This window comes from Myxococcales bacterium, assembly GCA_022184915.1.
In the GTDB taxonomy this organism is placed as follows: Bacteria; Myxococcota_A; Polyangia; order Fen-1088; family Fen-1088; genus JAGTJU01.
Map to the genome: position 1 here is coordinate 998,694 of JAGTJU010000001.1, position 25,593 is coordinate 1,024,286.

Consider the following 25,593-nt stretch of genomic DNA (forward strand, 5'->3'; position numbering starts at 1 on the left):
CAATCGAAGTCACTGGGGAGCTTGAAGGAAATTTTGCTCCACTCCCCGGCCTTGATTGAGCCTAGACCACCACCTGTTTTCCACCCGTTTGGTTGAGGCGTGAACGCAACCAAACGTATGTCGGAAAGTGCGTGCCCGTTTGGGACGTAGACCCATACCGACAACGTGCGGTTCGCCCGCACGGAGGCCAGCGTGTCGCTCAACCTCTGGGCAACAAAGAACCATTCGAATGGCGCTGTCTTGCCTGCGGTGACCCCGTCGGCCGTGTTGACCACGACCTCCATGGAGCTCGTTCCGCTGTGCTTTTGGGCCTGGCTCAAAGTCGGTTTGGGAGCCGGGACCCGGTTCCCGAACGTAGACGCAACCCACAGGTTGGATTCGGTTTCGAAGCCGTTGGCGCGGGCGACACGTGCGCCGGAGCAGTCTGGATCGGCGGCGATCGGGGGCATTCCGCCTGTACCCGTGCCCCCCATGCCTGACCCCCCGGTGCCGCTCCCGCCCATGCCTCCGCTTGGCGCTCCTCCCGTACCACTTCCGGCCGCACCGCCCTCTCCCGCACCGCCCTCACCGGAGCCACCCTCACCGGAGCCACCCTCACCGGAGCCACCCTCACCGGAGCCACCCTCACCGGAGCCACCCTCACCCGAGCCACCCTCACCGGAGCCGCCCTCGCCCGAGTCTGAGCCGCCTGCGCTGGAGCCGCCGGCGTTGGAACCGCCTTTGCCGCCGCTGCCGCCCTTGCCGCCGCTGCCGTCTTCTCCTCCGCCGCTGCCCCCCTCCCCGTCGGTGTCGTCGTCTGACCCAGGTTCGGAAGTCTGGCCGCAGCTCACGGCTCCGGCGACACCGAGCACAGCTACGAAGGCAAGCACTGTCGTACGCATGTTAGGCACACTCCTGTCGAACATCTGGAAGACCCCCGGTCGCGTGGCCGGCGTCGCCTTGCTCAGGCGTTCGCACGACAGTTAGGAACGGGTTTCGAAACGATCGCGCGTTTTTTTCGTTCTTGAGGAAGAATCGAGTTCCGAATGTGTTTGAGCCTGCCTTAAGTCAAGCATTCGCAGATTATGCCTTGACAAGATCGTCTCCGTCGCCTTCTCAAGGCTTGATGCATCAAGGGGGATCGTTCTGCGCCTGGGGCTGAGCGGGCTCGAGAGCCGCTGCGCGGGCCGCACCCTTCGATGGGTTGCCACGAGGGCCAAGTATCGAAAGGAGCATCTGATACGAGTTCTGCGTGCTGCGCCCGTTGATGCAGGTTCGGGGGTGGCGCTCACCGCAAGGAACGTCCTCGTCGACGAACGCCTTGCCGCCGCAGCCCGATAGGTACGACATGACGTCGGCGCACAGGTAGCCGTGATCGAGGCCGAAGGCGTGCGCGACCTCCTTCGTGATCGTTTCGCACACGGCGCGGGGCGCGTTGCCCAGGCGAGACGCGAAGGCGAAGACCACGGGATCTTCGATCACCCCACCGCTGAACGGGGCCAACCCGCCGCTTTTGCGTTCCATGCCGAGGTCGTGGGGGTGACCGCCCACGATGGCCATCACGTACCCGGGGTCGGTGGGGCGTTCGTCCGTGACCTCGATCGCGAAGGGTGCGAATTGGGCCTTGACGCACCTCGTAATTGCCTGCCAGGCCTCTGGCGAGCCCGAAAACCCTGGGAGTTTCGCTTCGGTGACTTTGTTGGCCAGCAATACGCTCGAGCGGTTTTCGTGCGAGGCGTCCACCCCGGGCGTGAGCACAATCGGGCCGCTTTGCAAGTAGATGACCCGGGGAGGGACCTGGCGATCACGGAGCACGTCGGCCCAGCGGACGAGGTCGTCGCTTTCGGATAGTTCAACGGGGCTCCGGGAAAACCGCTTCGTCACGGCCAGCGTGCCCACGACGCCGAGACCACACCAGATCACCGCGTGGAGCAGGTAGGTCAACGGACGGGAGCGAATGAAGTCGGGCAAGACCCGGACATGATACCCCCTATCCAGCCGCACGCCCCCGAAAGGGCCAGGGCGGCTGCGTATGGTGGCGAAACTCATGCCCTCGCGCAGGGGGAGCCTCGGGAGCGGGCTCCGGCTCCCTCCTTCGTGCGGATACGCCTGGGTGCCCTGACGATCCTCAATGGCTCCTGCGAGCGTGGCGCCTGACCATACTTGATTCCTCGAAGGCGGTTGCCGAGGTGAACAGGTCATGAAGTTCTCGCCCTTTCCCCCGAAGGCATGCGCCGCGCGTGCCGCTCTTCTCGTTTGGCTCTGCGCCTCGGCGCTGGTCTTCGCGGCGTGCCAGGGCACGACCGAAGACACGGGTGCGTCGGACGGGCCCGAAAATGATGCGGGCTCTGGAGGCCGGGCCGGGTCCGCAGGGGCCTCCCAGGGCGGGCGCGGCGGTGATTCAGGCCAGGTTCCAGCAGGAGGCGGTGGAGCCGGTGGCGCAGGGGGACAGCCAGGCGCGGCGGGCGCCAGTGCAGGCGGTGCGGCAGGCGCCAGCGCAGGTGGTGCGGCAGGCGCCAGCGCAGGTGGTGGTGGTGCGCAGGGGGCGGGGGGCATGGGCGGGGGGACGCCTGGGGGCGCGGGGGGCGGCATCGTGGACGCAACGTCGCCCGATCCAGGACACCCCCCCGGTGACTACGTGCCGATGTTCGTGGCCGTGGGGCACGGCCGGCGTATCGCTTTTTCCTGCGACGACGGCCGCACGTGGAGAGACGCCCGGAAGAGCAACGGCACCGAAGGAGAAGAAAGTTCCGGAGCTGCCCAGGGCCTTGCCTATGGGAACGGCGTCTTCGTGGCCGTCTTCGGCTGGGGAGGCAGCGGGGCGCTCGAACGTTCGGACAGCGGCCGCAGCTGGCAAGAGGTGCGCACCAACGGCAGTGGTTTCGGGGGCGTGGGTTTTTTGGGGGCGCGGTTCTTCGCGATGGACGGCGGCAAGGGGATCGTCTCGTCCGATGGGGCGGCCTGGAGCGAAGCCGGAAGTCCAGGGGTCGACTCCCACGTGCGCCGTGTTTCGGGGGCGCGCCTCGGCGCCAGCGCGCTGGGCTTCGTCACGGGCTACGAGGGCACGGGCGATAGCCGCTCGGGGCGCCGCCGGCTCGCGGTGTCAGCCGATCAAGGCGGCACGTGGAAGGCGGTTGACGTTGGCGACTGTGTCATGAGTCATCAACGGCGAGGGGGTGTCGCCTGCGGCGCGGAGCTTTGCGTCTCCGTGAGCGCACAGGGGAATCACTGTCGCAGCCAGGACGCGGGCCAGTCCTGGACCTTCGCGGGTTCGGTAGGCGGGGGCGTAGAGGGGTTCCTGTGGACGGGTCGGGAGTTTGCTGCGTTCGATGGGGGGCGCGGCTTCTTCAGTGACGATGGCAAGACCTGGCGCGCGCAGGCGCTGTCTGGCAGCGACAACCAAATCGAGGTCGTGGCACGCGCCGCTTCCGGCACTTACGCGGGATTGGCGAAGAACGGCGACGCCTTCCATCGCAGCGAGGACGGTCGGACCTGGACGCGCGCCGACGGGCCGTCGGGCAGCGTTTTCAGGCACGTCGTCTTCGGCTACGGCAAACGTGGAGGCGACTGTCCTTGACCGGCGCGCGCCAGATCCGGGACGACTTGGCCCGTCATCACTGACGCTGGCGTGGGGGGGCGGGCGTGCGGGAAGGTGAAAAGAGTCTGTCGAGCGCCACGCTCACGCCCGCGGTGGCGGAAACGATGTTGGCCCAGTTATCGATGTTTTGGTCCGGGATGTCGGCGCCCCCACCGTAGAGCCGCGCGGTGACGTAAAGATCCACTGGATCGGAAACCGGATGGCCAAGGCTGAGGGCCACGTCGTAGATGCCGCCCGTGGTGTCTCCGAGCAGCCCAAAGGTCGAGAGCGCATCCGCATCGACCTCGACCCAGGGCCCGGTGGCTGGCGTCCAGCGGACGCGCGCCTTTAAGGCTCCGACGAGGCCAATGTCGCCTTCGTCCTCGAAGCGCGTGCCATCCAGGGACGTGAGGGCCACCTGCGCGCTTCGCACCTGGGCGGAACCGCCGAACCCGATGTCCCATTGATGCGGTCTCAAATGAAAGAGGTACGAGAGGCGATAGCCGTCAAAGAGGTAGCGCAGGGCGAGGGGTTGCCCGACCGCAAAGCGCGTGTCGTAAAATTGCAGGTCGCTGCCCGGCGTGAAGCGCGTTTGGGCACCGAAGGGAATGTAGGTCAACGTCAAGGTGTGGCGGGAGAGCCCCAACTCCACGCTGGCGCGTTGTATGCGAACGAGCGTGTCTTGCTGCCCCACCTCGTCTGCTGTGAACGTGGTGCCTGTAGCGCCGTAGCGGTTGTCGTTCTGCGCGACGTAAGCGGGGCCCGTTTCGTAACGAAACGTGAAGGTCTGCGCCTCGGCGTAACCACACCAAAGAGCGAGCCCCGTAACGGACGCCAGGGCGATGCGCCCGGCTTCGAGACAAAGCTTCGAGATTTTGAATCGGACATGGAAAGGACACTGCATGCCGCCTGCGACATGCAAAGCAGCGGCCTTCCCCTGCGGGTCGCTCTTTTTGTGCAAACCCGGTGCAGCAGCCTACGCGCTCGATTGTCGAGCCAGATCGGTGTGGGCCGCGTCTGCGAACGAGGCCGCTGTGCTGTGACGGGCGCGCACCAAGGTGATGAGGGCGAGCTCTGGGCGTGCGCCCAGGCGAATGGGGGGGCCACTCGTGCCCAAACCGTGGTTTACGAACAGGGTCGTTCGGCCCAGGCGGTAAAGGCCGGAAGAAAACGGGGTCATGAGGCGCGCGAGGTTGAAGCGCCGGACGAGCCAGGGCACGGCGAATTGGCCACCATGGGTGTGACCGGACAGGACGAGATCGACGCCCGCCTGCGACGCGGGCGGAAACAACGCCGGATCGTGGGCCAACAACACGGTGGGCACGCGTGCTGGTCTGTCGCGTAGCGCCCTGCCGAGATCGTCGCGCTCACTCCAGTTGTCGTCGACACCGGCCAGGTACAGCGTGCCTCCAGGGCGTCGCAGGAGAACGCCGCGGTTCGATAGAACCCGTACGCCCTGAGCTTCGAGGGCCGGACCGACTGTCCCGTCGGTGCCGAAATAGTCGTGGTTGCCCAGACAGCCGAAGGCGCCGAACGGGGCTTTCAATCCGCCGAGCGCCATCGCCACGTCCTCGACGTGGTCCGTTCCCGAGGTGATGAGATCGCCCGTGACCACCGCGAGGTCGGCCTTCAAGGCATTGGCGCGCCGAACCCAGTGGGCGACCCGGGCACGCGGCGTGAAGGGGCCGCAGTGTAGGTCGCTCAGGTGAACGATCCGGAATCCCTCGAAGGCCTGGGGCAAGTTTTCGATGAGTATGGACATGCGCGTCACGCGCGGACGAGGGCGCAGCGCGCGCAGGGTCCAAAGCCCCGCCAGGGGAAAACAGACCAGGAGAGCGGTGGGGGTCGGAAGGGGCGTGACGGCCGCCACCGAGAGCGCTGCGACGGCGTGGGCCGTGAACACGAGGCAGAACGTCCACCACGTGTAGAAGGGCCACATCACCAGGTATTTGTGAAGTCGCGACCGGGGCCGATGGTCCCACGGGCTCCTCAGAAGCTGTCCCATGAACGGCAGCGACACCAAGGCTCCGCACGTGACCGTGATCCAGGCCGGCACCCCCAGTGTGCTGGCGGCCCAGACCACCGGAAGTTGAGCCAGGGCGGCCACCGCGAGGACGGCGGCGATGACCTTGGCGCGCCGTTGACGAAGATGAATCACGACCTAAATCTGAAAGGGGTGAAGCTCGCGGTCGAGCAGGTTTTCAAGAAGAAGAGGATGAGGGACACACCTCAGCGGCGAGCAGCGCGCAGTCGTCCTTGACGAGCGCGCGCCCACGAAACGCGCTGAGGTCGCGTTGAATGCCTGCGAGAAGCTCGTCGAGGGACTGTGCCGCCCGAGCTTGGAAGACCTTCGAGAGCCGCTCGGGACCGAACATCTCACCGCGCTCGTCGAACTGCTCCGTGATTCCATCCGTGAAGGCCAAAAAACGTGTCCCGTGCTCCGCGAAAGCCAGTGTGAGCTCGGGCCACGCGAGCCCATCGCCTTGGGTGATGCCCAGCGGCAGCCCCGGCGGGAGTGGCGCGAGTCCTGTTTCCGAGAACAGCAGACCTCCGTGCCCGAAGTTGCACACCTGCAGGCCTTGGCCGTGAGCCGGCACCCGCATGAGCAAACCGGTGACGAAAAGAGGCCGAGGGGGCTCGTCAGCCAGGCCTTTCGGCATGCGCTCGCAGAGCGTGTGGTTGAGACGTGACGTGACCTCGGGAAGAGCGAGATCCTCGTGAACTTGTTCTGCCAGGGCGTCGCGGAGCAGCTCCACCACCAAGGCGGCCGGACGGCCGTGCCCCATGACGTCGGCAATGACCAGCTCGATTCCGCCGGCCTTGCGCTCACGGAACCAAATGAGGTCGCCGCCGTCCCCGTGCAAGGGTTCGACGCCCCCCGTGAGATCCAAGGCGCCCGCGTGCAACGCGCAGTGGTGACGGAGGTGCGTCCGTGTGCCGCGCTCCTGTTCGGCCTTCCAGGCCTCGACAAGGACACTGCGGTGAACGAGGTAGGTTCTTCCGGTCTCGGGGTCGACGACCCTTTCGATCCGTAAAGTGTGTGTGCGTCGCTCCTGGGGTGAGGGACACAAAAGCGTATCTTCGTAACGAGGGATATTGCCTTCGAGCAAAGCGGTATAGATCACGGTCCAGCGCGCCTTTTCGCTGCCGCTGAAGTTGTCGAGCACGCTGTCGTGCCCGCCGTCCCGCACCGCATGCCCGTGGTTGTCGGACGCGAAGCGCCGCCATCCTTCGTTGACGAACACGATCTTCAGCTGCGCGTCGGTCACGTAGCATACGTCCCTCGTATCGAGGCCTGTTCGAGCAAGGAACGGGGGAACGTCGCAGAGCACGCCAACGCCCTATCGGCCGGTGTGCGCCCGTGCTGGAGGGGCGCTGGGCGGTGGTCTGAAGATACGTGAAGGCAAGCGTGCACGGCCGTGCATGCGGTAGGCTCACATGGGTGATCCTGCTGTATGGTGCGTACGGATATACGGGGGCATTGGTGGCACGCCGGGCCGCCGCAACTGGGGTGCCTCTCGTCCTGGCGGGCCGCAACCTGGCGCCGCTCGAGGTCCTCGCGGCAGAGCTGGGCTACGAGGCGAGAGCCTTTGCCGTTGGTGATGACCCGCAGGCCGTCCGGGCCGCCCTCGCGGGGATCCGCGTGGTCCTGAATTGCGCGGGGCCCTTTTCGTCGACGGCCGTTCCCCTCGCGAACCACTGTCTGCAGGCAGGGGTTCACTACCTGGATATCACCGGGGAAATCCAGGTGTTCGAGGACTTGTTGCGCCTCGACGCGCCCGCCAGGTCCGCGGGGTGCACCCTGCTGCCCGGCGCTGGTTTCGACGTGGTCCCCTCCGACTGCCTGGCCCGCTACGTGGCGGGGCGCTTGCCCGGGGCCCACCGCCTCGTTTTGGCGTTCGAGACCTCGTCGCGGGCCTCACGGGGCACCGCGCTCACGGCCCTCGGCACCTCGGGGGCTGGCTGGGTGCGACGAGACGGTGCCCTGGCGAAGGTGCCGCTCGCACATCGGACGATCCGGGTAGAGCTCGGCCGGGGCCTGCGCACCGCCGTGGGCATTCCCTGGGGCGATGTGGCGACTGCCTTTTACAGCACGGCGATCCCGAACATCGAGACCTTCGTCGTGCTGCCTTTCGGCGCGCGCTTGGCGCTGCCTGCCGTACGCGCGCTCGCGCTTGCGCCGGTGCGGACCTTCGTGGCGAAGCGTGTGCGCGCCGCGCGCCCTGGACCGTCGGCCCGCCAACGGGCGCGAGGCTGGGCGCGTTTGTGGGCTGAAGCCAGCGCGCCTGACGGCCGCCGGGTATGCGCGCGCCTCGAGACCCCAGAGCCCTACGAATTTACGAGCTGGACCGCGTTGGCGCTCGCGTTGCGCGCCCACGAAGGGGCCTTGCCCCCGGGATTTCAGACGCCGTCGAGCGCGCAAGGAGCCGATTACGTCTTGTCGTTCCCGGATGTGCGGCGCGAAGACGTGCCCGCCTGATGTCTCAGGGCGCGTTCCAGGCCTGACGAATCAGGTCCTTCAAGCGTTCGGGATCGATCGCGGACGTTTTGCACATGAACCCCGTTTTGTGCGCGAAATGAACGTCGGGTTCGTTTTGCACGCGCGAAAAATCGAGGTGCGGGTGGTCTTCGTAGCGGGAGATGCCGTAGCCGGGACCACGCCGATCGGGATACACCGTGGCCGCGATGTGCGGGTGCCAGCCTTGCGCGCGGATGAAGGCCGCAACGGCGCTCGAGGGCTCTTCCGTCTCGGCCTCGGTGCGGGGCAAAAAGACCACCTCGATCGGCGCACCGCCGGTTTCGAGCTGCCACCGTGAGGCATGCTTTGCCGTGAACGCAAGCTGAGACCGAATCGTCTCGAGATACGTCAAGAGGTCCTCGCCGATGAAGCGCATCACCTCGTAGAGCGGTTCGCCGGGGGCCAGCTGCTTGCTGGCAGCGAAGCGGCGCAGCAACGTCACGTCGATGGGAGAGTTCAGCTTCGCCACCACGTCTCGCCCGACGCCCAGCCACTCGGCGGTGCGGGTGGGCCCCCGTGAGTCGAACCACTCGGCGGGCTCGAGCCAGGGGCAGAAGAGCCGGGCGTCCCCGTAGAGTCCGAGATGCGCCAGCACCAAGCTGATGGACGAGGTGGGCTCGTGCTCGCGAGGGAAGTGGTGATGGTCGAAGTTCATGCGCGCCGGATCGTGGGACCCTCCGATGTCCACCACCGCCACCCTGGGATTCTGGAGGTCGTCTTCAGAGGGCTCCCGGCGCTGGATGGGGGCTCCGGACTTCGCTGCCAGCACGCATACGGCAAGGAAGTCGTCTTTGTGGGCCCCTCCGGGGTGCGTGACGATGTGGTCGAGCATGGTGCGCGGCACCCTAGCATGCGCGCGCCGTGGGCCCGTTCAGCGCAGGCGGGCGAGGCCGTCGCGTGCCTGTGAGGCATGCCAGCCGCGGGGGGCAAGGGCGAGGTACTGCGCGTAGGCCTTGTGGGCTTTGGCTTTCTCGCCTGCCTTCTCGGCAGCTTGGGCGACGATGATCGCGGCTTCGGGCAGCTGCGCATCCAGCGCCAGCGCACGCTCGGCCCACGCCCCCGCTTCGGACACCTGGTCTCGCCGAAAGTGCGCCTGCGCGATCTGAAGCGCGCGGGGCGCCTGGGGCTCGTGGACGAAGAGCGCCCCACAGGACTCGGTGAGGTCGCGCCAGCGTCGTTGAGCCGCTGCGGCTTCACACGCGCTTCTCAGGGCAATGAGCTCCTCGTCCGACGAGGGAAGAGCGGCTGACGGCGCGGCAGGCTCGCTCATGTCTTGCAACGCGACGTCGTGCGCATCGAGTTCAGGGCTCGTGGCCTCCACGACCGGCGCCTCTTCAATCGAGGGAGGTGCTTGCACCGTTGGTGCAGGTGCCACGGGAGGTGTGAGCGCGTTGAGTTCGACGGGTGGAGCCACATCGTTGGCGTTGCGGAACCTGGTGCTCAGGCCCCAGATGGCGGTCACGGTCAAAACGGCGCTGAGAAGCGCCAAAGCCCGGTCCCGTTGCTGCCGTCGGCGTTGCGCCCGGCGCGCGGACTCGAGCGCTTGGAGCGAGGCCCGCACGGCTTCGTTGACCTGGCCCGCACCCCGCGAGCGGTTGAAGGAAGGGGAAACGATCGATTTTTCGGTGGTCGTGCTCACGGCGATCTCCAACGCTTTCGCTGATTTGCGCAGATGAAGCGGTTCATGGCAAATAACCGCATGTGACGACGGCGCGGCTCGAAGATCCCTTCTCTCGGGCACTCGCTGCCGCCGAGGTCGTGCGCCGCTGGGCCACGGACGCGGCGTGGATGATCAACGCCCCGCCACTCGTTGATGCGGGGTACTGGGAAGAGCGCGGCCTCGCCGAGGCCACGTGTAGGGGCTGGACGCTGCCGCCGCCCACCAGCTGGGAAGCCTGGCACGAAGGCAAGTCGCCCGGAGGGCGGGTGTTGCCCCTTGGACACCGCTTCGAGGCGTTACACGCCCGTGTCATGCAAGCTCAGTCCGACCTCGAGGTGCTGGCGCTCAATCTGGTGCTTGCCGCTGCGGGCGTTACCCTGGGCGAGGTGGATTGCCTGTACGTGGATGCCCAGGGCACGCCCACGCACCGCGAGCTGGCCGTGAAGTACTACTTGGGTGTTGCCAACAGCGCCGCACCGGACACCTGGGTGGGGCCAGGCCTCGTCGATCGCCTGGACGTCAAGTTGACCCGTCTTACCGAGCACCAGCTGAACGTCGCCGCGCGCGCGGCTCGTGCTCAGGTTTGGCCGGTTTGGTTACCGAACCCACAGCGTCGCGAGATCTTCCTGCGGGGCGCGTTCTTCTCGCATCCTGAGCACGTGGCCTGGCCTCATGTGATGCACGCTGCAGCCGATCGCGGGTTTTGGTGTCGAAGCCACGAACTCGCGGGCATGGCCCCCCGCGGATGCCCCTTGGGCTGTTCTTCACAAACCGTGGTGGCTGGATCCTCGCCACGCGGAGGTGGCGCCGTGCCTCGAGACCCAGGCGCTCGTGGCTTGGGTGGAGGCGCAGGGCCGCCCCTTGTTCGTGGGACATCTCGTGGGCCTCGAAGGCCTCGCAGCGCGAGGGTTCGTCGTGCCTCGGAACTGGGGTCGATAAAAACCCTTGATCCCAAACGCCCGCAAAGACGAATGAATGCGGGCGGGTTCGCGCCACCCGCGCCGGCCCGTACGAACGTTCAGTCGCAGGTATCGCCAGCGCCTGACAAGCTCTGTCATCGCGGAGCGTGCAGGCACAGAATGACCCAGGAGGACACTTCAACGCCCCATGCGCTGCCCGCCGAGCGTTGCCTCGCGCTTCTCGGGAGCCGCTTCGAAGGCCTGAGCGCCACGGACGCTTACCGGCGTCTGCGCGAAGCGGGGCCGAACCAGTTGCCACGCGCGAAGCGCCCGGGGGTCATCAAGATCTTCCTCCGGCAGTTCCTCAATCCACTCATTTACATCCTGATGATCGCCGGCGTGGCGTCCATCCTCCTGGGAGACGCGCAGGACGCACTCTTCATCTTCGGGGTGCTCGTGCTCAACGGAGGCATCGGTACCGTGCAGGAGCGGAGTGCGGAGCGGAGCGCCGACGCCCTCCGCGAACTGGTCAAGGCGCGTAGCACCGTCATACGTGACGGCGAAGAGCAGGATGTCGACGCGGAGGACCTGGTCGTGGGCGACGTGGTGGTGATCGAGTCGGGCACCAAGGTGCCCGCCGATCTGCGGCTCTTGTCAGGCGACGAACTGCAGATCGACGAGTCGCTGCTGACGGGGGAGTCGCTGCCCGTCGACAAAGTCGCAGAGCACGTCCTTTCACAGGACGCCGTGCTGGGTGACCGCATCAACATGGCTTTTGCGGGTACGTGGGTGGCGCGGGGGCGGGCACGTGGCCTGGTGGTGGCCACGGGCCTTGCGACCGCCGTGGGCGCAATCGCCGCCTCGATGCAGACGGCCGTCGCCGCCCGCCCGCCGTTGCTTCAGCGCATGGATCAGTTCACCAGGCGCATCGCGATCGCCATAGGGGCCGTGGTGCTGCTCTTGAGCGGCGTTTCGCTGGTGCAAGGTGCGAGCCTGCAAAGCGTATTCTTTTTGGCCGTGGCCCTGGCGGTGGCGGCGATCCCCGAAGGCTTGCCCGTTGCCCTCACGGTCGCCCTGTCGATCGCCGTGCGCCGCATGAGCCGCCGTCACGTCATCGTGCGGCGGCTGGCGGCGGTGGAGACCCTGGGGTCCTGCACCTTCATCGCCTCCGACAAAACAGGCACGCTGACGGTCAACGAGTTGACCGTGCGCCAAGTGGCGCTGCCGGGTGAAGCCACGTGGCGGGTGACAGGGCAGGGGCTCGGTCCCGAGGGCGGCGTCCTTGCCCCGGAGGACGCCGACGCCGGGGTGCCCGCCTCGGCTCGCCTGCTCCGGCTGGCCAAGGCCGTGGCTTCGTGCAACGACGGCACCCTGGTCCAGCAAGAGCAGGGCAATTGGACCAGTCATGGCGACGCCGTCGACGTGGCGCTGCTCGTTTTCGCGCACAAACTGGGCGTGACCCGGGCTTCGTGCGAGGCCGAAGCGCCCCGCGTGGCCGCCTTGCCCTTCGAGGCGGCACGCCAGTGCGCCGCCACGATGCACGACGCGGGGGGGAAGAGGGTGCTGATGGTGAAGGGCGCCGGCGAGAAGGTTCTGGCCATGTGCGACCGCATGGCCACCTCCGCAGGAGATGTTCCGATCGATCGTGCAGCTCTTCAAGCGGAGGCCGAGCGCATCGCAACCAGCGGGCACAGGGTCTTGGCGGTCGCCACCTTGGTTCAGCCGGCTTCGGGGGCGCAAGGGGCGGGTCTGCCCGCCCTCGTGCCCGAGATGCTGCACGGTCTTTCGTTCTTGGGCTTCGTGGGCCAGATCGATCCGCTGCGTCCGGAGGCGGCTGCTGCCGTGAGCGCCTGTCGTCGTGCGGGCATCGAGGTCGCCATGGTGACGGGTGATCATGCCCTGACCGCGAAGGCCATCGCCGTCGAGCTTGGCATCGTCGCGTCCGACGCCCCCGTGGTGACGGGCCCGGCGTTGAGGGAGGCCGCCGCACGCGGCGCGGAGGCCTTCGCGGCGCTGATCCGGGGGGCCCGGGTGTTTGCCCGGGTGGAGCCTCGGCAGAAGCTCGAGATCGTCCGTGCGCTCATCGCGCAAGGGCACTTCGTGGCCGTGACCGGCGACGGGGCGAACGATGCCCCCGCCCTCAAGAGCGCGCACATCGGGGTGGCGATGGGCAAGCGTGGCACCGACGTGGCCCGCGAAGCCGCCGCGCTCGTGTTGACCGATGACAACTTCGCGTCCATCGTCGCCGGGGTCGAGGAGGGGCGGATCGCCTACGCGAACGTGCGCAAGGTGGTGTTCCTGCTTCTCAGCACGGCCACCGCGAACCTCGTTCTCTTCTGCTTGGCGGTGGCTGCCGGGTTGCCCTTGCCCCTTTTGCCGGTGCAGCTGCTTTGGCTCAACCTGGTGACGAATGGCATTCAGGACGTGGGCTTGGCCTTCGAGCAGAGCGAGGGCGGGGAGCTGTTGCGGCCTCCCCGCGCGCCTCAGGAGCCCGTCATCGACCGCCTCATGATCGAGCGGACCGTGCTTTCGTGTCTGGTGATCGGCGGTGTTTCCTTCGGCCTTTACGTCTGGCTCCTGGCGCGGGGCGTGCCGCTCGCGGAGGTGCGAAACGTGCTTCTGCTTCTCATCGTGCTGTTCTCGAACATCCAGGCGGGAAACAGCCGCTCGGAAACCCGCTCGCTCTTGCGCCACAGCCCCCTCAAAAACCCCGTGCTCTTTGTGGGTACGATGGTCGCTCAGCTCGTGCACGTCGGAGCCATGTACACCCCGGGGCTGCGCGAGGTTCTCGCGATCGCGCCGGTCTCGTTCCGCACCTGGCTGACCCTCGTGGGCTTGGCGCTGTCCCTTTTCGTCGCGATGGAGGCACACAAGGCCTGGCTGACCCGCCGCGGTGCTCACAGCGCTCTTGCAACATGAACGGAGAATCCTCAAGTGAGGGGTGTCAACTCAAGAAGGCAGTAAATCGACGTCTCCTCCGTCATGACGGCGATGCGAAGACGAAGTTTTGCTCGAATTCCCTCTTGGCTCGTGCTCTCGAGCTTAGCGCTGGCCCTTTCCGTCGCGTGTAGCGGCGCGGAGAGCGACAGCGATGGCTCGGGCGAGGACGAGGAGGCGCCCGCAGGGGGCGCAGGCGGTGAGCGAGGAGGTTCAGCGGGCACCTTCCCGGGTGTGGGCGGCGCGGGCGGCCGTGCCGGCGACGAAGCAGGGGGCGCGGGTGGAAGCCCCGGGGGCACAGGCGGCACCTTGGGCGGCGGTGGGGGCGAAGGGGGCGCTGCGGGGGAAGGCGTGGGTGGCACGGGAGGACTCGATAGCCCGGGAACGGGCGGTGCCGGCCCTGGGGGCATGGGCGGCGGGGCGGGCATGGGCGGGGACACCATCGTGGACCCACCGAGCAGCTTCACGGATCCTGACGGGATTTTGTTCGCCACCGATTTTTCAGGAACGGTGCCTGCAGAGCAGCTGCCCTGGCATCGGGTTTGGCTCCAGCACCCGGAGATCGTGCTCGAGGGCTTTGCGCTTGCCGATGGGGTGAACGCCTCACCGGGACAGAATGACCGCTTCGCGTTCACTGCAAAAGCAGCGGCCAGCGAAGCGTCGGCGGCCGAAGCGGTGACGGCCGCCCGCTACGCGACCGTCCGGTTCAGCGTGAGCCCCGCGTTTCGTGTGAACCTGAACGGGGGAAAAATCGAGTTCTGGCTCGGCCGGCAAGCCTCGCAAACGGCGGGACCGCTGGCTGTCTTCACCAGCGTGGGCGGCTTCGCGCCCGCCTCGGCCGTCAGCGTGACCGAACCCGTCCCCGGCGCCGGTGACGGCCTCGTCAAGTACACGGTGGCCCTTCCTGCTTCGGGCTACGAGGGGCTGTTGGGCCCGGTCGAGATCCGGATTTACCCGTTGGGCCAGGCCGGGCAGACACCCTCCGTGTCTCTCGCCGGCTTCGTGCTGCGAGGCCAAGTCGCTGCGGCGCCCGGACCAGGGCCCGCCAGGCGCAGCGACGTGGGAACAAACCTCGGTCACATCCGCGAATTCGAAAAAGACTCACCCTTTTTGGATAAATTCAAGCAGGCGCGTCCCTGGATCACCCGACCCGTGGGCGCCATGGACGGCTTCGATCGCCGTTTTTCCGAGCAGATCCCCCACGATGCTCATGGCTGGCCCACGCAAGTGCCCTTCACTCCGCCGGGCGAGCCTCCCCAGATCGTTCACACGCTGATCTCCACGCCTCGCAATGGCCCTCACGCCCTCCTGTTCGAGGGCAAGGGAAAGATCGTGGTCAAGGGGCCGGGGGTGCTGGCCACCGTCGACGCCCAGGGGGGCTCCGGCCGCTTCGACGTGATCGTGAACAAGCGGGACAACGGCTACAAGGATTCAGCCATCTTCTACGTCGAGATACACGCGACGGATCCCGCTGACCACCTCCGCAACTTCAAGTTCCTGCACACGCGGCACCTTGCCATCTACGAAAGGGATGTGTTTGAGCCCACGTTCGTCTCCCGGTTGGCCGGCATCAACCCCCTCAGATTCATGGACTGGGGCGCCATCAACGGGCAGACGATCAGCTCGTGGGCCCAGCGTCCCACGCCGCAGACCTACTCGCAGGCCACCGAAGAGGGTGTGGCGCTCGAGCACATGATCGCGCTTGCCAACGCGACAAAGGCCGATGCCTGGGTCAACGTACCGCATCTTGCGAACGATGCCTTCGTGCGGGAGATGGCCAAGATGCTGCAGGAAAAGTTGCACACCGCTGCGAAGATCTACGTCGAGTACTCGAACGAAACGTGGAACACCGAGTTCGAGCAAGGCAAGTACGTGCGCGCGCAGGGCAAGACGCGTTACCCCTCGCTCTCGGAGTACCAGGCGCACCACAAGTTTGCCACGTACAAGCAGGTACGAGTTTGGGAGCTCTTCAAGGAGGTCTTCGGCAATGCCTTCGAGGCGCGCGTTCGTCGCCCGCTCGGGGGACAAGCCGCTGGGCGCGCTCTCAACGAGCTGCGCCTCGACTTCGCAGACGATGCCGACATCAATCCCCAGGGGATCAAGGTGCAGGGCCTGGCTTTGGCTCCCTACTTCGGCAAGTTCTATCGAAACGCCGACGTGGCGGGCGGCGTTCCTTCGACCGCGAAGATCCTGCAGGACGCGCGTGACGATTTGAACCAGAAGCGCAATGGGCAATGGTCAGACGCCAAGCAACTCGCGGCGCGGTTCGGCGTGAGCTTGTGGGCCGTCGAAGCGGGGCAGACCATCCGGGCGATCGAGCCGGGGTCGCGCGAGAGTCAGGTCTTCGTGGACAACGCCTTCGCGGCGAACCGCTCACCACAGATGTACACCCTGTACGTTGACTACCTTGCAGCCTTGAAGAACGCAGGGTTCAACCTGACGATGCAGTTCGTATTCTGTGGGGGCTGGTCGAAGTGGGGCACGTGGGGAGGGCTCGAGTACCTGGATCAGCCCCTTCCCGAGGCCCCCAAACACCGCGCGCTGTACGAGACCATCTTCGGCAACTGAGACAAAAAGTAAGGCGTCAGGAGGAGGGGCGTCGCAGGGAGCGGACCCCTGCCCGTACGAGGCTTCTCAGGGGACGCGGCACGGCGCGCCCCAGGCGCAGGGCCACGCGCACGTGGGTGGCGCTGCGCCGCTCGGAGCCGGCGGGCCAGACGCGCGCATGGGTCTGCTGAGAGAGGGCCTCGCGGGTGCTGAGGGGCCACGCCAACTCTGTCTCTTCGGGGCCTGCGTCCAGCTCCCAGGGAAAGCAGCCCCAGGCTGCGGCTTCGTCGCGATGAGGGTTGTTCCAAAAGCGGGTCAGGGTATCGCCAAACGCCTCCCGGGCATCTTCGAGCAAAGCCTCCAGCAGCACGGGTGTTTCGCAGGCCAAAACATCAGCGAACACGCAGAACGTTTTTTGGACCAGGGGCAGTCCCCACGCCGCCACCCGCGCGGTTCGTCCCCCCTCGAAGCGGGGCACGATGCCTTCGTGGGTGTGCTCGTACCCCGATACGGTGCCATGGTCCGCGGAGCAGAACATTTCGAGCATTTCCCACATGCCCTTGACGCGGGCGTGGCCTACGCCGTTCGTAATGTCACGGATATACACGTGCAGATCAGGAAAGCCCTGAAGTGGCAGCTGTGGATCGCCGTCACGGTACACGGCAAAGCCGGTCACCGGTGCCAGACCACGGGTGGTGCGAAGCAAAGACAGCGTGCGCATCTGACTGCCGAGCCCTCCCGAGTCGACCAGCCCGCACGTGACATCGTCGAACACGCCTGCTTGCTGCAGGTAGCCCTCGGCCAAAACGCGCACAGCGGCGCTGCGTTGCTGGATGACAGAGCGGCAAGGCTCTCCGGCAAGCTGATCCAAGAGCAGCCTGCGGCTTGTCTCGTCGAGGGGCCGATGCCAGGTCTCGGGGCTCAGTTTTAATTGAGGGAGTAGGGGCACGATGTCGTCGAGCGACAGGGAGAGCCGGGTCAGGATCCTGCCTATGTCCTGTTCGTGAGCGTGGGTGAGCGCCCACTGCAAGTCGTCGCGTGTGAATTTGTCGAGGAGGGCCAGGTTCAGCGCGCGGCGGCTCACGTACAAGTATCGGTTGTCGATGTCGAAGCCCAGGCGCTGACACAGCCGCTCGGCGAGGCGGTGCATGATCTGACCTTCACGCGACAGGTAGTAAAGTCGCGTGATCCCCTCTTCTCGGGCGCGTTGCAGGGTCCACAACAGGAAGCCAACGAGCAACGGAGCCCCCACGCCTGCTGCGACGTCGACGAGCGCGCGTTCGTGCGGGGTGTTGGTCGGTTGGGCAAGTCGTGCCAGGCGCGAAGCCCCGGCCAGTAAGCTGCTGCCTGCCGTGCTTCCCCAGCGGTGTGCCTCCAAGGCTTCCTCGTAGCGGTTCGGGTTGGCCTTCGGAAAGTGAACCGCATGGAGGCCCACCCGTCTTGCCTCGAGGTAATCGTCCGTCCAGTTGTTTCCCACGTGGACGGCCTCCTGGGGCGCCGTGCGCTCTTGTTCGAGAACGTCTCGAAACAAGGCACCGTCACGTGCCTTCATGCACCCACGAGCCGAGGAGACGTAGAGCCTATCCTTGGGCGACCAGAGCCCCAACGCCTCGAGTTGCTCTTTGAGGAAGGTCTCTGGCAAGTACATGTCAGAGACGAATGCGATGCGGAGGCGCTCTGCCCTTCGCGCCGCAAGCCACGTGGCGGCCCCGAAGACGGGGCGAATCAGCTGGGCCTCCATGCGCAGCTCTCGCTCCATGAGAACGGCTCTCCTGGGCTCGAGTCGGGGATGGGCGTGTGTGAGCTCTCGGTAGATCCGCTCGAGGGTGATGTCCGAAGGCGGGGGCGCATGCGCGCGGGCGCGTTTTTCTGCCATCGCGCGGGCCCTGGCGAAGAGCTCGGGGGACTTCGAGATGAGCCCCTCGGATGCCAACTGCTGTCCCAAGAGCAAGTAGACCGAAGAGGGCTCGGCCACGGCACGCGTGATCACGGTATCGAACAGATCCACGCACAAGAGCTTCACGCCCCGCAAACGCCCCAGGACCTTCGTGACCTGGTCGAAAGCCGACGCCGCGGAGGGACTTTCCATGCCAGAAAGGATCTGGCACGAAGCAGAGCTCGTCAACGCTCCGAGCGCATTCTCGTTCGGACGGCGCGCGAAAATCTGCGGGAACTCTTGCGAAACGGGTGTGCGGGTCTGGGTGGCTGTGCGCTTCTTTCCTCGGGCTACATCCGCGGTATGGACACGCGGGTCAGTAGTCGGCATCCCGTGAGCCTCGCCCGCCTGGTAACCTGCGCGGCATGAGGGCGGTGTACCGCACACAGTATGGGCCTCCAGAGGTGCTGCGCATCGAGGAGAGGACTCCCCCTACGCCCCGACCCGGGGAGTTGCTGGTGAAGGTTCGGGCCACCACCGTCAACCGGACCGACTGCGGATCGCTGTGGGGCAAGCCGTTCGTGTTCCGCTTCTTTACGGGTCTCCCTCGTCCGCGTCATACCGCTACGGGTACCGACTTCGCGGGAGACGTCGTCGAACTCGGAGAGGGAGTAAGCGGCTTTGCGCGCGGTGACCGGGTGTTCGGCTTCGACGACAACGTTGCAGGCACACACGCTGAGTTCGTGTGCTTTTCGACGCGCAAGGGAGTGGCGAAGATCCCTGACGGTGTGCCTTACGAACAGGCGGCGGCCAGCCTCGAGGGCGCGCACTACGCTCTGAACTTCATGCGAAAGGTGACGCTGGGTTCGGGCTGCCGGGTGCTCGTCAACGGCGCGACCGGCGCGATCGGCTCGGCCGCCGTGCAGCTGCTGAAGCTGAGGGGAGCGCATGTGACGGCGGTCTGTGCGAGCCCCCACGTTGCGCTCGTGGCATCGTTGGGCGCCGACCGGGTCATCGACCGTACCCAGGAAGACTTTACACAACAAGACGACCTCTATGACTTCGTGTTCGACGCCGTGGGGAAGAGCACGTTTGGGGCGTGCAAGCGCATCCTCGTTGCCCGTGGCGTCTACATCTCGTCCGAGTTGGGGCCCGGTGGCCAGAACCTTGCCTTCGCGTTGCTTTCGCCTTTATCGCGGGGCAAGCGCGTCGTGTTTCCTCTGCCGCTCGACATTCCAGGCAGCGTGGTTCACATGCAGTCCCTGCTGGCGCTGGGAAAGTGGAAGCCTCTCATCGATCGCGTTTATCCTCTCGAGCAGATCGCCGAAGCTTTTCGGTATGTCGCAAGTGGACAGAAGATCGGAAACGTCGTTCTCAAGATCGCGTGACGGTACGCATGCGTGGCCTCGAACAGATCCCCTGGCTCTATGACTCCTGGTCATGGGTGGCCGAGCGCTTGGGCCTCGCGTCGCAGCGCAGGCGCCTGCTCGCCGGTGCCAGGGGCCGCCTGCTCGAGATCGGGTGCGGCACGGGGCGAAACCTGGGGCTGGCCCGCTCCGCCGCTTTCGTGGTGGGCATCGATCCGTCGGTCCATGTCTTGAACCGCGCCCGACGTCGCGCGCCGGGTGTGCCGCTCGTGCGCGCCAGCGCTCACGCACTTCCTTTCGCCCCGGGTGTGTTCGATGGCGTTGTCAGCTCGCTCACGTTCTGCAGCGTTCCCGAACCGGCGCTCGGACTCGCGGAAGTGGCGCGGGTGCTGGCGCCCAGCGGCGAGCTTCGGATGCTGGAACACGTACGCGCGCACAGCGTCTGGGGCGCCAGGCTCCAGGACGTGGTCGCGCCCCTGTGGACTTGGGCCACGGGCGGCTGTCATCCGAACCGTGAGACCGAATCCGCCGTCGAGCGTGCCGGGTTTCAGATCGATCCGGTCGACCGGGAGGCGCACGGCGTTTTGCGGCGCTTCACGGCGCGCCGCCGTGTTTGAGAGGCGCGCGCGCCCTTGCCGATGTCGTAGGCGGGACAGGGATTGAACCTGCGACCCGGTGCTTGTAAGGCACCCGCTCTGCCGCTGAGCTACCCGCCTTTGGAGGCTGCGTAATTTACCCGACTTCGCCCCGTCGTAAAGCCTCAAAGGCAGACACGCGTGTTTGGGCCAGCAGGCGCCAGCCCCGCCCCTGGCTTGATGCCTCTTTCGGTTGCCGTTATCGTGGCGGCGTGCATTTGCCGCTCTTTCGCCGAAAACCCCTTACGGGAACCCTTTCGCAGCTTTGCCTGGCGACCCTTCTCGCCTGGATCGTGGCCCCCGAGGCGCAGGCCCAGGGCCCTGACACCTCTCCTCCCTCGCAGCCTGCGGAGGCGACGCCCCCCCCGGCCGCGCCTCCGGGGCCCGCGGCGCCGCCTGCCGGCTACCCACCCCCCCCGTACCAGTTCGCCCCGCCGGTCTACTATCACGCGCCCGCGGGGTACCACGAACACGATGGCTTTTTCCTGCGCATGACTTTGGGCCTGGGCATCGGCCGCAGCTCGACCTCCCTGGCCGGCAGCGACATCGTGTTCCGCGGCGTGGCCGGGGCCTTTTCGCTGGCGCTGGGGGGGGCCATCGCAGAAAACCTGGTGCTCTTCGGGCAGATCGCGTCCACCGCCATGCCGGGGCCCACGATCGAGGTCGACGGCAGCGAGGTCGCGACGGCCTCCGAAGACGATAGCTTGGACACCTTTGGCTTGGGCGCGGGTGTCGCGTATTACATCATGCCGCTCAACGCCTTCGTGAGCGGTGCGCTTTTGTGGACACAGCTTTCTGCCAGGCAAGACGACGATGTCGTCGGTGAGACAGACGGGGGCCCGGGTGCCGATCTGCGGGTCGGCAAGGAGTGGTGGCTGTCTCACGACTGGGGCCTCGGCGCCTACCTGGGGCTTCAAGTGTCGCGCATTAAGGACCGCAACGAGGGAGGCGCGAGCGAAACGCCCACGTGGACGAACTCGGCCTTCACCCTGGGCCTGTCGGCCACCTACAACTAAACGGCGCTGCCACCTCGCTGGGTCATGAAGACGAAGGTGCTGGTGGGACTATGGGCCCTGCTTGGTGGCCCTGTGGGCGTGCGGGCCCAGGTTCCCTCCGAAAGCGCGCCCGTGGGGCGCCATCAGCACGATGGTGTTTTCGTGCGCATGACCCTCGGTGCGGGCCGCGCGAAGATGACTCTGCTCGGGGAAGGCGCTCCGTCCTCCGTTCACGCCGGGGAAGCGGCCGCGCTGTCGCTGGCCGTGGGCGGGGCGGTGCGCCCGAACCTGATCGTGTTCGGCCAGCTCACGTACCTGACACTGCCCGGGCCCACCGTGTCTCAGGGCGGGACGGTTACCGAGCGGTTGAGCAACGACCGTCGCTTGATCGTGGCGGGCCTCGGCCCGGGGCTCACGTACTACTTTGCCGAAAACTACTTCATGGGGCTGGGCTTCATGCTCTGCCGGGTCTACGCCCAAGACGGGCAGCGCGTGTTCACCGACTCGAAGCGCGGGGTTGCCCTGGACCTGCGGCTTGGCCGCGAGTGGTGGCTCTCCGACAACTGGGGCGTGGGTGTCTTCGTGAGCTTCGAGGTGGCGGGCGCGGCGCGGGAAACCAGCGGCCGCTGGAAAACGCAGGCAAGTGCGGTGGGCCTCTCGGCCACGTTCAACTGAAGCCTCAAAAGCGCAGGGAGAGGGCGGCCCCGTTCGGCAGCAAGCTCAACGACACCGGCGGCGGGGCCTTACGGAGCAGTTCGTCGTCTCCGGGGATGTGGCGGTGGCCCAGGAGCCCATCGAGCACGCCGTAGACGTAGAGCGCCGCGAAGGCCAGGCTGCTGCCGAGGTTGATGTCACGAAGCGTGTTGGCTGTATCCGTGCGCCCGCAGGGCCCCGGACGCTCGCAAACCGAGCCGTCACCTTGCTTCCAGGCGGTGACGACCGCGAAACTCACGGTGGCCGCCACGAAGGTGACGGCCTCGGCGCCCAGCAAGATCCAGCCTTTCGCGCGGTCGCCGTTGTTGAATTGCCCGAACGGGGGAAGGAAGTTCCAGGCGGGGCTTGGCCTTTGGGCCATGTAGGTCGCGCGCAGTTCATTCACCCGCGCCCGGCGCACCTCATAGAAGGCCGCCACGATCTCGGGACGGGTGGTGGCAGGATCCAGCTCGGCCTCGGGCGCGAGCGCCAGGAGCTGTGAGAACGCGTCGCGCGCGCCTTCGATACGCCCCGTGACGTAGAGGCCGATGCCCAAGTACTCGAGCGCTTGCGCCCGCTCAGCGGGCGTGGCCGGCAGCGAGCCATCCGTCACCCAGCGCGCCGATTCCACGAGCAGCGGCATGTCGCCATATTCGTACGCGGCGGCAGCTTGGGCGAGCGCCGCTGCGGTCGACCGGGGGAGCGGCCGTTCGCCCTCCGAAGACGCTTCCGCGCGCTCGGTCCCCCCAGGCGAGGGCTCTTCAGCCCAGGCCAAGCGCCCACCCCTGCCGAGCGTGGGTGAGCACAGGAGCACGGCGGCAAGAACCAAGCGGGACACACACATCCGAATGGGAGCGATTCTTACCCGGAAAACGGATCGGGGAGCACCAAAACGAACGAGCCATCGGGGCCTGCCACAGCTTCCGCTATAGGCAAGGCCCCACCCACCGCGGGCTGTGAGAAGTCCACGCAGTAGGAGAGCGAATCCGTGGTGGTGGCGGCGCAGAACGCCTGCACCACAGCGCCCGAAAGCCCTTTGCCGTTGGCCTCGAGCACTTTTCCGCTCAGGCGCAGCGATCTGGGCAACGACAAGGGCGGCAGTGTTTGGGGCCCCGCCTCCGTGCGAATGGAGCCAAAGACCACGCGCGGCACCAGCCGCCCCAGCGGGGCGTCCACGCGCAGGCGGTAGTTCGTTTCGGGAGAGAGCCTCATCCTGAAGCTGCCGTCGGCCGCCACGAGCGCGGACGCAGCGGGCTCCGCAGACTCCTCGAGCAACGCCACCACAGAAAGCCCCTCGGGGGATTCGTCGGCCCGAAGCTGCCCGGTGACCTCGACTGCCGCGGCAACCGCCACCGTGTGCTCGAGATCGCCGCTCGTGAGGTCGAGCTCGAGCACCGTACGCTGCGCGGCCGTGGCGCCCGCGTGTGCGGCCGGCCGCAGGATCGCCCGGTACCTGCCGCGGGGAAGGTCGGGTACGCGGACTTGGCCACCGGCATCCGTGACGAGGGACAGTTCGACCTTGCCCGAGAGCGGCTGCGCCGGGCCCCCCGCAACCGACAACGTGGCCACCGTGCCAAGATCGAGCGACTGCAGCCTCACCTCGGCCCCCGCCTCGGGCCCCCCGCCCCCGGGCTGCGTGAGCACGAGGGTGAGGGTGGCGCGTGCTGGGTCTTCGTAGATGAGGGAAATCGGCAGGGGGCCGGCCTGTGTCTCCGGAGGAACGGTGACCCCCGCATCCAGCGGAAGATCGAGCACAGGCAGGGGCACATCGCGGGGGCCCACCACGCGCAAGCTGTGAACACCCGGGCGCGCCCACAAGGAAAACTGCCCGTTGGCGGCGGACACGCCGAGCGTTGAGGGAAGCGCATCCTGTCGCAACATCACCCGCACGCCCCCGAGGGGCACTCCACCCTGCGTGACGAGCCCCCTCACGTTGACGCCGGTCGACACCTCGACTTCCAGCCGGGCAAGCTGCGGCGCCGAGAGCCCCCGCACGAGCCGCGGCGCCCGATCCAGGGCGGTGGGCATCACCAACACGTCGTAGGCACCGGGGCTGAGCGTAGGGGTGAACGCCAAAGTTCCGGTGGTGGTTTCTCCTTCGCGTGTGAAGGAACTGGTCACGCTCGATACGCGCATGAAGGCAGGCACTTGTTGCCGGCCGAGCGGTCCCTCTGCGTGGTAGGCCGAGATGCCCGCCTTGAACCCGGTGAGCACGGTGAGCTGCGTGTAAGCGGGCGTACCGGCCTCGATGATCTGTGGAAAGTTCTGCGGGGGCAGCTGGCTTTCGCGCTGAGGGAGCACCCGCAGATAAAACGGGCTGCGCCGTTGGCTGCGCTCGACGGCCGTGAACGTGGCCATGCCCGTGCACGTGGGCGACACCATGACGTCCACGGCGTACGTGCCCGGCCTCTCCACGGGGATCCGGACCAGCGAGGGATCCTGTCCGGCCGGCGTCTCGGCGGCCACCGGCTCGCCTGCCAGGGTGCGCACAGCCCAGGTCCATACAGGCACGAGATCCGGGGGGCGCCCCGTGATCTGTCCGCGGATGTGCACGAAGGCTCCGGGGCCGGCGGCCACGTCGCTCAGCGCGGGAACAGAAACGCCGCGAACGAGCACCGCGCAGGGCGGGGCTGCGGCGTCGGCCCCAGGGGGAGCGTCGGGGCTCCCCAAGGCGTCCTCGAGGGGGACACCGCTGTCGAAGGCCATTCCCGCGTCCTGTGCGCCGCCCCCCGCATCGGGAAGAGCCGCTGCATCGGTCTCGACGGCGGCGGTGTCTTCGTTGGAGGCGCACCCCTGCGCCCCCAGCACGAGCAGCAGACAAGTCGTATGCCAGCGCTTCACAACCAGTACCTCACGGTGAAGGTGAGCCGTTGAAAACACATCGGGACCGCCTCGCATCGGTCGGCGCTCGGTGGGCAACCGATCTGGGTGTGAACCCGATCTGTGACCTCGACCCGCAGCTGAATTTCATCGCCCTGGCGAAAGGTTCGTGCGGGTACGCGCAGGATTGGACCCACGGCGTCCAGCAAAGGGGAAAAGCTGGTCTCTTGCGGGCGCCCGAGCTCACGAAACCACCACAGAAACCTCACCTGTGAGGCGCGGCCCTCACGGGGAGGAAAAGGGTCTCCGTCGTCTTCCACTGCCACGGCCAGGGCCACGTCTTCGTCCCACCGACGCAGAAGAAAGGCGCTTTGTAGATCGTTGTCGAGCAGGCAGGGCGGCTGATCCTCGGCCACGTTCACCACGAGCGTTGCGGGGGCGCTGGGGGCGCCGAGGCCGTCGGTGACGGTGAGGGTCACCGTGTGGGCCCCGGGGCCGGCAGGCGAAAAGCAGAGTGCGCTGCCATCGGCAACGTCCGGGCAGAGCGTGAGGGGCAGCGGCGCTCCGGAGGGGGCCGTCAACGACCAGGTGTAGAGGGAAACGGCATCGGCCGTGTCCGGATCGCGTGAGCCTGCGCCCGAGATGCGCACCGTTTCGTAAAGAGACATCGCGGTGCCTTCACCCAAAGAGTCAAGACGCGCCAAGACCGCCGTGGGCGCTTGGTTCGCCACCTGTACCGTTTTTCCGGCGACGGCGACGGCACCATTTTCGTCGCGGGCCAGCACCCAGACACACAGGGGGCCGAGATCGTTGCCTGTCGCCAGGTAAGGGGTTTGTCCAAAGTGCGCAGGGGGGCCCCGATAAGCCTCATCTGCCAAGACGGCGGGAGCAGGGCAGGCGCCGGATACCTGTCCCCAGAACAGCTCGAGCGCGTCGCTGTCGGCGTCCTCCGCGTTGGCTGAAAAGGCGCCAGGCTGCGCGCGCGCCATGACGTCGGGACCCGAAATCACGGGTGCGGAGGGGGGGGCGTTGATGGGCTCGGCGAGCAGACACCCCGCGGGACCCAGTGCGAGTAGAAGGGCCATGAAC

General features: G+C 66.9%; 18 protein-coding genes, 1 tRNA gene and 1 pseudogene. 9 read left to right on the plus strand and 11 right to left on the minus strand.

Annotated elements, in window-relative coordinates:
• Positions 1-548 precede the first annotated feature (548 nt).
• A pseudogene (locus tag KA712_04120) lies at positions 549-683 on the plus strand (pentapeptide repeat-containing protein).
• A gap of 427 nt (positions 684-1,110) precedes the next feature.
• Here KA712_04120 and KA712_04125 read toward each other — a convergent pair.
• Positions 1,111-1,950, minus strand: a complete 840-nt coding sequence (locus tag KA712_04125) for a hypothetical protein (GenBank protein ID MCG5052127.1) — start codon at positions 1,948-1,950, stop codon at positions 1,111-1,113.
• Positions 1,951-2,179: 229 nt separating this feature from the next.
• Between KA712_04125 and KA712_04130 the strand changes: the two genes are divergently transcribed.
• Positions 2,180-3,556 carry a hypothetical protein gene (locus tag KA712_04130; GenBank protein ID MCG5052128.1) on the plus strand — a complete coding sequence of 459 codons (1,377 nt, stop codon included), beginning with the start codon at positions 2,180-2,182 and terminating at the stop codon, positions 3,554-3,556.
• Positions 3,557-3,593: 37 nt separating this feature from the next.
• On the opposite strand, the gene KA712_04135 is transcribed toward KA712_04130, so the two are convergent.
• The 3 genes from KA712_04135 to KA712_04145 all read right to left on the minus strand — a co-directional run bounded on the left by KA712_04135 (position 3,594) and on the right by KA712_04145 (position 6,825).
• Complete coding sequence (locus tag KA712_04135; GenBank protein MCG5052129.1) at positions 3,594-4,460, minus strand: hypothetical protein; 867 nt, start codon at positions 4,458-4,460, stop codon at positions 3,594-3,596.
• A 72-nt stretch (positions 4,461-4,532) separates the two neighbouring features.
• Positions 4,533-5,714, minus strand: a complete 1,182-nt coding sequence (locus KA712_04140) for a metallophosphoesterase (protein ID MCG5052130.1) — start codon at positions 5,712-5,714, stop codon at positions 4,533-4,535.
• 43 nt (positions 5,715-5,757) lie between these two features.
• On the minus strand, positions 5,758-6,825 hold the full coding sequence (locus KA712_04145; GenBank protein MCG5052131.1) for a serine/threonine-protein phosphatase: 1,068 nt from the start codon (positions 6,823-6,825) through the stop codon (positions 5,758-5,760).
• Positions 6,826-6,998: 173 nt separating this feature from the next.
• On the opposite strand from KA712_04145, the gene KA712_04150 reads away from it, so the two are divergent.
• Entirely contained in the window at positions 6,999-8,036 is a 1,038-nt protein-coding gene (locus KA712_04150) for a saccharopine dehydrogenase NADP-binding domain-containing protein (protein ID MCG5052132.1), read from the plus strand.
• Between the two features lie 4 nt (positions 8,037-8,040).
• Here KA712_04150 and KA712_04155 read toward each other — a convergent pair whose 3' ends face one another.
• Both KA712_04155 and KA712_04160 read right to left on the minus strand, forming a co-directional pair.
• Positions 8,041-8,907 (minus strand): MYG1 family protein, encoded by an 867-nt coding sequence (locus KA712_04155; protein ID MCG5052133.1) that lies wholly within the window; start codon positions 8,905-8,907, stop codon positions 8,041-8,043.
• Between the two features lie 39 nt (positions 8,908-8,946).
• Positions 8,947-9,714 carry a hypothetical protein gene (locus tag KA712_04160; GenBank protein ID MCG5052134.1) on the minus strand — a complete coding sequence of 256 codons (768 nt, stop codon included), beginning with the start codon at positions 9,712-9,714 and terminating at the stop codon, positions 8,947-8,949.
• Positions 9,715-9,776: 62 nt separating this feature from the next.
• Here KA712_04160 and KA712_04165 point away from each other — a divergent pair, with 62 nt between their 5' ends.
• Positions 9,777-13,553: an HAD-IC family P-type ATPase gene (locus KA712_04165; GenBank protein MCG5052135.1), complete on the plus strand. Its 3,777-nt coding sequence runs from the start codon at positions 9,777-9,779 to the stop codon at positions 13,551-13,553.
• 111 nt (positions 13,554-13,664) lie between these two features.
• Complete coding sequence (locus KA712_04170) at positions 13,665-16,139, plus strand: hypothetical protein (GenBank protein ID MCG5052136.1); 2,475 nt, start codon at positions 13,665-13,667, stop codon at positions 16,137-16,139.
• 16 nt (positions 16,140-16,155) lie between these two features.
• Here the strand turns inward: KA712_04170 and KA712_04175 are convergent, their stop codons facing one another.
• Entirely contained in the window at positions 16,156-18,207 is a 2,052-nt protein-coding gene (locus KA712_04175) for a hypothetical protein (protein ID MCG5052137.1), read from the minus strand.
• A gap of 212 nt (positions 18,208-18,419) precedes the next feature.
• Here KA712_04175 and KA712_04180 point away from each other — a divergent pair, with 212 nt between their 5' ends.
• The gene (locus tag KA712_04180; protein MCG5052138.1) at positions 18,420-19,382 is read left to right on the plus strand and encodes an NAD(P)-dependent alcohol dehydrogenase; all 963 of its coding nucleotides are present in this window, start codon (positions 18,420-18,422) and stop codon (positions 19,380-19,382) included.
• Between the two features lie 8 nt (positions 19,383-19,390).
• Positions 19,391-19,978, plus strand: a complete 588-nt coding sequence (locus KA712_04185; protein ID MCG5052139.1) for a class I SAM-dependent methyltransferase — start codon at positions 19,391-19,393, stop codon at positions 19,976-19,978.
• A gap of 27 nt (positions 19,979-20,005) precedes the next feature.
• On the opposite strand, the gene KA712_04190 is transcribed toward KA712_04185, so the two are convergent.
• A tRNA-Val gene (locus KA712_04190) sits at positions 20,006-20,077 on the minus strand.
• A 131-nt stretch (positions 20,078-20,208) separates the two neighbouring features.
• Here KA712_04190 and KA712_04195 point away from each other — a divergent pair.
• Positions 20,209-21,012: a hypothetical protein gene (locus KA712_04195; GenBank protein ID MCG5052140.1), complete on the plus strand. Its 804-nt coding sequence runs from the start codon at positions 20,209-20,211 to the stop codon at positions 21,010-21,012.
• Between the two features lie 24 nt (positions 21,013-21,036).
• Positions 21,037-21,666 carry a hypothetical protein gene (locus KA712_04200; GenBank protein MCG5052141.1) on the plus strand — a complete coding sequence of 210 codons (630 nt, stop codon included), beginning with the start codon at positions 21,037-21,039 and terminating at the stop codon, positions 21,664-21,666.
• A 4-nt stretch (positions 21,667-21,670) separates the two neighbouring features.
• On the opposite strand, the gene KA712_04205 is transcribed toward KA712_04200, so the two are convergent.
• From KA712_04205 to KA712_04215, 3 genes are read right to left on the minus strand one after another with little or no spacing between them, the layout of a single operon-like run.
• Positions 21,671-22,522 (minus strand): tetratricopeptide repeat protein, encoded by an 852-nt coding sequence (locus KA712_04205; protein MCG5052142.1) that lies wholly within the window; start codon positions 22,520-22,522, stop codon positions 21,671-21,673.
• A gap of 23 nt (positions 22,523-22,545) precedes the next feature.
• Entirely contained in the window at positions 22,546-24,525 is a 1,980-nt protein-coding gene (locus KA712_04210) for a hypothetical protein (GenBank protein MCG5052143.1), read from the minus strand.
• Positions 24,522-25,589 (minus strand): hypothetical protein, encoded by a 1,068-nt coding sequence (locus KA712_04215; protein ID MCG5052144.1) that lies wholly within the window; start codon positions 25,587-25,589, stop codon positions 24,522-24,524. Before KA712_04215 ends, KA712_04210 begins: the two co-directional genes overlap by 4 nt.
• Between the last annotated feature and the right edge of the window lie 4 nt (positions 25,590-25,593).

Bases quoted from the DNA above. Each gene is read 5' to 3' on its own strand.
- KA712_04130 (MCG5052128.1), top strand. From the start codon at position 2,180: ATGAAGTTCTCGCCCTTTCCCCCGAAGGCATGCGCCGCGCGTGCCGCT.
- KA712_04135 (MCG5052129.1), bottom strand. From the start codon at position 4,460: ATGCAGTGTCCTTTCCATGTCCGATTCAAAATCTCGAAGCTTTGTCTC.
- KA712_04155 (MCG5052133.1), bottom strand. From the start codon at position 8,907: ATGCTCGACCACATCGTCACGCACCCCGGAGGGGCCCACAAAGACGAC.
- KA712_04175 (MCG5052137.1), bottom strand. From the start codon at position 18,207: ATGGAAAGTCCCTCCGCGGCGTCGGCTTTCGACCAGGTCACGAAGGTC.
- KA712_04180 (MCG5052138.1), top strand. From the start codon at position 18,420: ATGAGGGCGGTGTACCGCACACAGTATGGGCCTCCAGAGGTGCTGCGC.
- KA712_04185 (MCG5052139.1), top strand. From the start codon at position 19,391: ATGCGTGGCCTCGAACAGATCCCCTGGCTCTATGACTCCTGGTCATGG.
- KA712_04200 (MCG5052141.1), top strand. From the start codon at position 21,037: ATGAAGACGAAGGTGCTGGTGGGACTATGGGCCCTGCTTGGTGGCCCT.
- KA712_04215 (MCG5052144.1), bottom strand. From the start codon at position 25,589: ATGGCCCTTCTACTCGCACTGGGTCCCGCGGGGTGTCTGCTCGCCGAG.